Annotated in this window: 12 protein-coding genes and 1 pseudogene; 4 read left to right on the forward strand and 9 right to left on the reverse strand. The window is 38.1% G+C overall.

Annotated elements, in window-relative coordinates:
- Window positions 1-120: 120 nt before the first annotated feature.
- Complete coding sequence (locus tag ACLFMM_RS07940) at window positions 121-1,026, forward strand: hypothetical protein (protein WP_410808200.1); 906 nt, start codon at window positions 121-123, stop codon at window positions 1,024-1,026.
- 99 nt (window positions 1,027-1,125) lie between these two features.
- Here ACLFMM_RS07940 and ACLFMM_RS07945 read toward each other — a convergent pair whose 3' ends face one another.
- The 4 genes from ACLFMM_RS07945 to ACLFMM_RS07960 all read right to left on the reverse strand — a co-directional run bounded on the left by ACLFMM_RS07945 (window position 1,126) and on the right by ACLFMM_RS07960 (window position 2,756).
- Window positions 1,126-1,659, reverse strand: a complete 534-nt coding sequence (locus ACLFMM_RS07945; RefSeq protein ID WP_410808201.1) for a permease — start codon at window positions 1,657-1,659, stop codon at window positions 1,126-1,128.
- Between the two features lie 58 nt (window positions 1,660-1,717).
- Window positions 1,718-2,020: a permease gene (locus tag ACLFMM_RS07950; RefSeq protein ID WP_410808202.1), complete on the reverse strand. Its 303-nt coding sequence runs from the start codon at window positions 2,018-2,020 to the stop codon at window positions 1,718-1,720.
- 166 nt (window positions 2,021-2,186) lie between these two features.
- On the reverse strand, window positions 2,187-2,405 hold the full coding sequence (locus tag ACLFMM_RS07955) for a hypothetical protein (protein ID WP_410808203.1): 219 nt from the start codon (window positions 2,403-2,405) through the stop codon (window positions 2,187-2,189).
- Window positions 2,406-2,486: 81 nt separating this feature from the next.
- Complete coding sequence (locus ACLFMM_RS07960) at window positions 2,487-2,756, reverse strand: hypothetical protein (RefSeq protein WP_410808205.1); 270 nt, start codon at window positions 2,754-2,756, stop codon at window positions 2,487-2,489.
- 43 nt (window positions 2,757-2,799) lie between these two features.
- On the opposite strand from ACLFMM_RS07960, the gene ACLFMM_RS07965 reads away from it, so the two are divergent.
- A complete protein-coding gene (locus ACLFMM_RS07965; protein WP_410808206.1) occupies window positions 2,800-3,213 on the forward strand; it encodes a hypothetical protein in 414 nt (137 codons plus the stop codon).
- A gap of 23 nt (window positions 3,214-3,236) precedes the next feature.
- Here the strand turns inward: ACLFMM_RS07965 and ACLFMM_RS07970 are convergent, their stop codons facing one another.
- Together ACLFMM_RS07970 and hcp are read right to left on the reverse strand one after the other, a co-directional pair.
- Window positions 3,237-3,575, reverse strand: coding sequence for a cupin domain-containing protein (locus ACLFMM_RS07970; RefSeq protein ID WP_410808207.1), 339 nt, complete (start codon window positions 3,573-3,575; stop codon window positions 3,237-3,239).
- 52 nt (window positions 3,576-3,627) lie between these two features.
- The gene (gene hcp / locus ACLFMM_RS07975; protein ID WP_410808208.1) at window positions 3,628-5,319 is read right to left on the reverse strand and encodes a hydroxylamine reductase; all 1,692 of its coding nucleotides are present in this window, start codon (window positions 5,317-5,319) and stop codon (window positions 3,628-3,630) included.
- Window positions 5,320-5,407: 88 nt separating this feature from the next.
- On the opposite strand from hcp, the gene ACLFMM_RS07980 reads away from it, so the two are divergent.
- A complete protein-coding gene (locus ACLFMM_RS07980) occupies window positions 5,408-5,776 on the forward strand; it encodes a winged helix-turn-helix transcriptional regulator (protein WP_410808212.1) in 369 nt (122 codons plus the stop codon).
- A 2-nt stretch (window positions 5,777-5,778) separates the two neighbouring features.
- On the opposite strand, the gene ACLFMM_RS07985 is transcribed toward ACLFMM_RS07980, so the two are convergent.
- Window positions 5,779-6,693: a TIGR00269 family protein gene (locus ACLFMM_RS07985; RefSeq protein WP_410808209.1), complete on the reverse strand. Its 915-nt coding sequence runs from the start codon at window positions 6,691-6,693 to the stop codon at window positions 5,779-5,781.
- Between the two features lie 194 nt (window positions 6,694-6,887).
- Here ACLFMM_RS07985 and ACLFMM_RS07990 point away from each other — a divergent pair, with 194 nt between their 5' ends.
- Window positions 6,888-7,253, forward strand: a complete 366-nt coding sequence (locus ACLFMM_RS07990; RefSeq protein WP_410808210.1) for a tripartite tricarboxylate transporter permease — start codon at window positions 6,888-6,890, stop codon at window positions 7,251-7,253.
- On the opposite strand, the gene ACLFMM_RS07995 is transcribed toward ACLFMM_RS07990, so the two are convergent.
- Window positions 7,244-7,510, reverse strand: a complete 267-nt coding sequence (locus tag ACLFMM_RS07995) for a zinc ribbon domain-containing protein (RefSeq protein ID WP_410808211.1) — start codon at window positions 7,508-7,510, stop codon at window positions 7,244-7,246. The two genes, ACLFMM_RS07990 and ACLFMM_RS07995, sit on opposite strands and share 10 nt — an antisense overlap.
- Window positions 7,511-7,748: 238 nt before the next feature.
- Window positions 7,749-8,031, reverse strand: a pseudogene (locus ACLFMM_RS08000) (hypothetical protein); the annotation flags it as partial.

Consider the following 8,031-nt stretch of genomic DNA (forward strand, 5'->3'; position numbering starts at 1 on the left):
ATATCTCATGAATGTAATTGATAATAAAAATTGATAGAAAATGAATTTGATTTTATTAATTATAATAACGTAAAACCATCCATATCCTGTTCACAAACTATGGCCCATGGAGACTAATCAATGACTGAAGACATCGGAAATATACTAAGTAAAGGTTTTGAAACGTTCACAAAAAACCTCAACATCACAATACCATTTATTATGAATTTGATTCTCAGCGGAATTGTATTACTTATGGCTTTTACAGCATTTGCCGCTGTGTTCATCATGCCTGCCTTTTCGCCTGGAGAACTGGATACAGCAAGTATCAGCATTGAACAGATGATAGATATATTCTCATCCGTATTTATTGAGAACCTGTGGATACTTGTTTTGGGAGTTATAATACTTATACTAATTATAACTTTTGTACAATCCTATTTTACAGCCGGTGCGATTGGCATGTCAAAAAGCGCTATGAAAAACGGTGATACTGATATAGGAGACATGTTCAGTTATGGCAGAAAACACGTTATCGACCTGTTCTTTTTAAAAATACTCCTTGGGTTGATTACATTTGCAGGTATCGTATTTCTGGTCCCGGGTATACTTTCAATAGATGATTTTGATATCCTGATATCAAATCCCCAGATGGTAGCCGGAAGTGCTGTATTACTTTTTGCCGGTTTTTTGGCATGGATGCTTTATACAGTAGCAATAAGCCTTGTCCTTGCATTTGCAGAATACGCTCTGGTAGTTGACAAACTCGATCCTATAGAATCAATAGAAAAAGGATTCTACAAATTCATGGAAAACAAGCTTGATGTATTCCTTTTATGGCTGGTTATACTGGCTATTTCCATATTCCTAGGTATTATAGGAGAAGCTGTAGGTGTTGCAGAGGTAACTACTATTATATGGGGTTTCATAAACTTTTTACTCTCGATTATCATAATACCTGCACTCGAGACTATCTGGTGGACAAGACTCTATATGGACAAAACAAGAGAAGAACTATACAAACCTGAAAAGCTAATAAATTATTAAATCCATGATTCAATGCCGTGCTGAGTGGTTTGTACCACCAGTTTTACAAAATTTGATGACCTGGCTGTATCACAAACAAGATTAGTGTCTGGAATAATATCAGAGAGGACGTCTCTTTAGTACTAATTTTTCTATAAGTATACCCATGGCAATAACAAATACTACGGTAAACGATAAACGCAATATCATAAACTTTGCACCCAGAAAATGGAGCTCCATCATCTCCTGGGGTATTTTCAGGCATGCACACGCCGAGAGAAAAACTATGATACTGGACACACGGGCACCTTTTTCTATCAACTGTGATGCGATAGGGAAAGCAACGTAAAGAGGTCCAGTGGGTAATGAACCAAAAAGTAGTGATATAAATAAACCTTTGAATCCTGAATATCTGCCAAGATACTTTTCAATCATTTCATCAGGTACAAAAACAGCAAAAACACCCATGATAACCATTACCGCAGGTAGAATAAACATCATTTCTATAAAATAATCCCAAATAGTAAAAGTCACAGCTTCTGTTTTGGCAGGATATGATGCAAGAAGTCCCGAGGCAACAATGACAACTACTCCAAGTATTATAATATCTTTGTATATGTCTGTCATGATGCTGGAGGTTTTTGATGTTTTCATAATGTAGCCCCCATCACTGCCCCGATTATCAAAGCAATAACTATCGCAATAACAAAACTTATCCGTTTCTGAGAAATGCTATTTCTTTACCCAGTTCCTTAATTTCAAGTGGTAGTGTAACTGTACCAATCATGGTCAGAGTAGTAATAAACACTGCAACTGCAGTAACAGATGCCCCACTTTCAAGGAATGAAGCAACCAGAGGAAACGACAATATGGCAGGTATGTGCATCACAGCTCCTGCAATACCTACAAGCAGTACTCCTCCCAACCCTGACTGTTCACCTACAAACCGTGATATCTGCTCAGGTGGTATGAATCCAAGTAGTAAACCTACCAAAAGGATAATAATCAATGTCATTGGAAGTATTCGAACAAATGAGTTAGCTGCCGTTCTAAGTGATTGTAATCCCTTTTCCCGGTCTTTTTAAAACGCTACTATAATAGTTGCTATTGCTATTACATTAATGACAATTGCAGTAGTGCTCATATTATTCCTAATTAGAAAAAATTTTTAGAAAATAGTCTTAATCTGTACCTTTATTTTTTATGAATTTTCTATAGCCTACAAAACCACCTATTGCTATGATAATCGGTATCAGAAGATATAATATCCAGAGGTTACCAGATATCCTGTCGCCTAAAGTAACCATGGGTAACGTTTGAACACGTATATTCATGGTATCTGACAACTGCCTTTCCCCATCTACGTCTTCATAGCGTATTTCGCTGTTTATGGAATACATTTTGGGTGTAGCATCTTCATCAACATTCAGGATAAATACAGTTTTTGAAGTTTTACCTAGTTCAAGAGTCCCAATAAATGCCTAGTCATCAGTTGTGCTAAACGGTGTATAGGTACTTATCCTGGCAGTAGCATCTTTTACAAGAACACTACCTGTGTTTTTATACGTCACCTCAAGTAAACCTTCATCTCCTGCATGCAGGTTAGATTCTACACCAACAACTTCAAAATCAGCTTCTTCCTTGATTACAACTGGTATTGTATAATTCTGGGATTTTGCCTTATACCACAGCCCAATTTCAAGGTCTTTTATCTTTCCTTCAGGCGTCAGTTCATCACCACTTACCTGCACATTTTCTTGGTATCCGTATACTGTGTTTAATATCAATATATAGGTGCCTACTGGAGCTCCTTCTGGTGTATACAAGGACGAAATTAAAATATATATAGAAGCCGACGTAGTTTTACCTAAATTTGCAGAAGTAGGAAACGCGGTTGGAGCTCTTATGGGGAAAGGTATCAAACGCATAGAAATAATGTTGAAACCAGTCCGCGAAAAAAAAAGAAAAAGGTTATTTTTTTACCCAGGTGGGAGAGAAGAATTTTCGCTCTATGATGACGCTATAGAATATGCGAAAAATCTTGGTCACAGGTTGATTATAGATTATATGGAAGAAGCAGGACTAGATAAAAGTAATATCAAAATAGATATGCATAAGAATGATATAAACCTTAATGAAGGGACAAATGTACCTGTAGAAACTACACTCACATTTATAGGTGTTGGAACGTCTGAATCCGAAAAATAAAAATCAAAAAGAGAAAAGTTGGATCACAGCAGTTTTGTAGATTCTGTGGGTTTTGGCATTTTCACAACAAGGAACCTGACAGTACTTTCGCCGTTGTTCATAACCCTATGAGATATTTTTGCTGGACTTTCTACCAGATTATTCCTATCAACTTCCTCAGTTTCCTCACCTATCTCGATTGTTGCTGTCCCCTCAAGTACATAGAAAAATACATCTACAGGTGTGACGTGTTTTCTTAAATTTTCTCCTGGTTTTAATTCAATATGAACCGCCTGCCCATGGTCTTTTTCATACAATTTTCTTACATCCACATCATGCGGATTTTTTTGTATCGGTTGTGATTCTACATCTGTTATCTGCATTATTTTACCTCTATTATATGTATGACTTTTAAAATGAAAAAAGATATGAAACTTAGAGCAGTTTTTCCATATCTTCTTCCACAGTTGTGTTAGGTGCGATATTGAATTTATCAACCAGTACATTAAGTACGTTTGGTGACACAAAGGCTGGCAGACTTGGTCCGAGTGTTATATTTTTTACACCAAGACTCAGGAGTGAAAGCAGCACAAGTACAGCCTTTTGCTCATACCATGCTATATTGTAGGAAACAGGCAGTTCATTGATATCATCCAGCTCAAAGGCTTCAGCCAGTTTCTGGGCGATAACCACAATTGAATAGGAATCATTACACTGACCTGCATCCAGTACCCTTGGTATTCCACCGATGTCTCCAAGGTCGAGTTTATTGTAGCGGTACTTGGCACACCCGGCTGTCAATATAACAGTGTCCTCTGGCAGCTGTTTAGCAAAATCAGTGTAATATTCTCTCTCCTTTTTGCGCCCGTCACAACCAGCCATTACCATGAACTTTGAGATCTGACCGTTTTTAACTGCATCTACGATTTTATCTGCCACAGATAATGCTGCATTGTGGGCAAACCCACCCATGATTTTGCCTTCTTCCAGCTGCTGTGGAGGATTGGAGTTTTTGGCCTGTTCGATTATCTGTGATAAATCCTTGTTTCCGTTCTCATCAGCTTTGATATGTGTTGCTCCATCGTAACCTACAATACTTGTGGTGTACAGTCTGTTGATGTATGAATCCTTGGGTGGCACGATACAGTTTGTGGTCATAAGTATGGGACCGTTGAATTTCTCAAACTCTTCCTTCTGTTTCCACCATGAACCACCGTAATTGCCCACAAAGTGGTCGTATTTTTTGAATCCAGGATAGGCATTTGCAGGTAGCATCTCTCCGTGGGTGTAGACATCAACACCTGTGCCTTCGGTCTGCCTGAGTAACTGTTCCATGTCCTTCATATCATGACCACTTATCAGTATACCTGGATTATCCCTCACACCAAGGTTGATTTCAGTTGGTTCCGGATTTCCATAGGTGGTGGTATTTGCCTCATCGAGTATGGACATCGTCTTTACACCCATGCTTCCACATTCAAGCACCAGATTGGTGAGGTCATCAGCAGATAGACTGTCATCTACTGTTGCCAGTAACCCCCTTTCCATGAACTTGAATATCTCATCATCACTGTAACCAAGTACATAGGCATGATGGGCATAGGCTGCCATTCCTTTCATACCATAGGTCAGCAGTTCCCTTAATGACCTGACATCTTCATCCTTGGTAGCCAGTACTCCGATATTTTCATCATTATCTATGTTTGCTGATGTTACAGTTGCAATATCCGGCAAACTGCTTTCATCAATAGTATTTTTGTGAAGTAATTTGCTTTTAATCTGATCACTGAATGATATATCTTTGTTTTCAACAGGGTCTATGTTGTTTTTGACAAGTTTATCCTTTACCTGATCTCGTATTGCAAATGCATCATTTATCATATCTATGAAATCATCAGCACTAAAATTCACATTGGTTACTGTTGCAAACAGTGCTTTCAGCATGAACCTGTCAGTTTTTTCATCATTGAGTCCGTGCTCCCTTGCTTTAGTATTGTAGAAAGCAATACCTTTGAGCACATACATTAACTCATCCTGCAGATTCGCAACCTCATTGGATTTACCGCATACACCTTTTTTTGTACATCCTTCGCCTTTCGCTGTTTCTTCACATTGGTAACAGAACATTTTTTGTACCTCCATTATCAGTATCTTTTCGATAGTTAGTATAATATGGATACTTCTTTATATAACCGGCAGTTTCTATATGGATACTATGAAGGATTGCACGTTATACAAGACAGTTGACATTATAGGCAAACGCTGGACACTTTGCATATTACTGGAACTGTACAAGGGACAAAACAGTGAAAAACAATTCAATGAACTCAAAAATATGCTTCAGAGTATCACTCCAAAAACGCTTGCAACCCGTTTAAGGGAGCTTGAAGAACAAGGTATGATAAAAAAAGATATCGATAATTCCACCGTCCCTATAAAGTGTAAATATTCACTTACCGAAAGTGGTGAAGATTTTGTGGAAATTATACAGCAAATCAAAGGATGGGGGTTAAAATGGAAATTTGAAAACGATGAGTGCAAAAGTTCCAATTGTAAATTCTGTGGTATAAATTATATCGATTAAAGTCATCCATTACCCAGCAATTTACATGCCTGACATAAACCTTCAGTACACAGGTCACCACAAACCCTGCATTCAGAGAGCTTATTCTTTTCAGGTGGGTATTCTTTTGCAAGTATAGGAACAAGTTTCTGAAAACCGCTCAAAAGCGAATGTTTAGTTCCGGGATGACTAGCCTCAAACTCATTTAGCATATCCCTGACTTCTCCCCTTATTGCTTCATGAGCATAGGGACATTCACTGAAATCCATAGGCAGTTCATTTACAATTGCATAGAGTGCAACCTCCTTTTCCGGTATACTGCGCAATGGTTTTGCACGTAGAGTAAGACCTTCTATTTTTCTGGGAGGGTCAAGGCGTACCAGACGGGAAACATCACCTTTTAGATGATTCAAAAGTATTGTCTGTGCCTCATCATCAAGATTGTGACCTATTGCAAGTCTGGTTGCACCCACTTCATTTGCTGTTTTATTCAACAATTTCTTCCTGAGAACCCCGCAATAACTACATGCACCATGTAAACGTTCTCTGACAGTGAGTTCATCAAGGGTTAGACCATATTCTTCAGCGAAAGAGCGGATAATATGCCTCACACCAAGTTTATCGGCAAGTTCCTTCGATTTCTGTATCGTATGTGACCGATAACCTTCTATCCCTTCATCGATGGTAATAGCTACAAGATTGATATCCGGTCTTTCGCCAAATATTTTGTTAAGTACATAAAGTAAAACCGTGCTGTCCTTCCCGCCACTTAAAGCAACAGCTATTGTTTCATCCCTGCCTATATTGTAATTCTTCCTGATAGTTAATTTGATTTTCCTTTCTGCATCTTCAACAAAATGTTTTTTACAAAGATGCATTCCTGAGTATTTCTGATAGATAATTGATTCATTATCACATTTTGTACATTTTATTCCCATAAACGGTCATTTTATCCAGAAAAGGATTTTATATAAATAAATTCTTATCAAATATATTGCTGATGTTTTTGAGTTAGTTCAAAAAACAAAATTTATCTCATATTTTAAATATTTTAGCTAGATAACCCTATCATGTTTTTTTACTATATCCAGTTATCGAAAACGTCCGTATCAAAATGTTTCCACCGGGTGATATGTCGATTACAATGCTCCTGTTATCAATAATATCAGGATATCTTCTTGGGATTATCTCCGGGTTGATACCAGGAATCCATACTAACAATTTTGCAATGATTCTTTTAGTTCTATCACCTGTAATGACAGACTACGGTATAACTACATTTTATGCTGCAGTAATAATATTAGCCAACGCCATTACCCATACTTTCCATGATGTTATTCCATCCATATTTCTGGGTGCTCCAAGTGCAGATATGGCCCTGGCGGTTTTGCCGGGACATCAGCTATTACTGGATGGTCAAGAGCTGAAGCTAGTGACTACTCCAACTGTTGCAGACGGAGCTTCCTGCAAATACCTGTATCATCTCGGTCACGATTGAGTAATCATCCCAATCAACAGGCTTTTCTGTCGCAGATTACCAGCAAACCGCTGATAGCCCGTCCACAGGGGATTATGGCGTAAATACCTTTCCATGGTCACTATAGCACTGTTTTTATCCCTATCTATAGAATGTCCAAAATAGGAACTGTTATAGGTTCTCTCGTACAGAGGCATATTCTGCCGGTAACCACAATTACAGCAGTCCTGATAGGTATATGATTCATCAATTTCTATCATCATCTTGCCTAATCGCATACTCTATAGGCCAGAAATTGAGCAAATCTTCCTATATAACCTGAATTGTGGGTACCGCGGTGCGTACTTTTATCGGATTTCCGATCTCCTTTCTCGCTCGATGCCATCTGTTTGGCTGATAGATCACCGATGAGTATAACGTTTGCATCGGTGTTATCTACAATGTTCCTCGTCTTCTTGTGCTGGAAATCCTTCAGCTGGTTAGAGGATTTCTGTTTCATCTTGTTAAGGTTGCATTTTAATCGATACCATTTTTTACTGTATCTCTTGCAGTGATCCACTCTGGATTGTATCTGTTCGATTTTGGACTACCTGTATTATCAGGTCGTTTGTTAATTACTTCACTAAAGTTCCCGGCAGAATCGACCATGGTATGTTTGCTAACACCAATGTCCATTGCCAGATACTTATCATTGTGTTTGAAATCCAGATAGGGTACATTGTAGGTTACACTGAGATAATACTTCCGCACTCCTAACTTTACATAAAATGATGTAAATTTAGGTGAGAAAGTATCATCT

The sequence above is a fragment of the Methanohalobium sp. genome (genome assembly GCF_046546175.1).
GTDB lineage: Archaea > Halobacteriota > Methanosarcinia > Methanosarcinales > Methanosarcinaceae > Methanohalobium.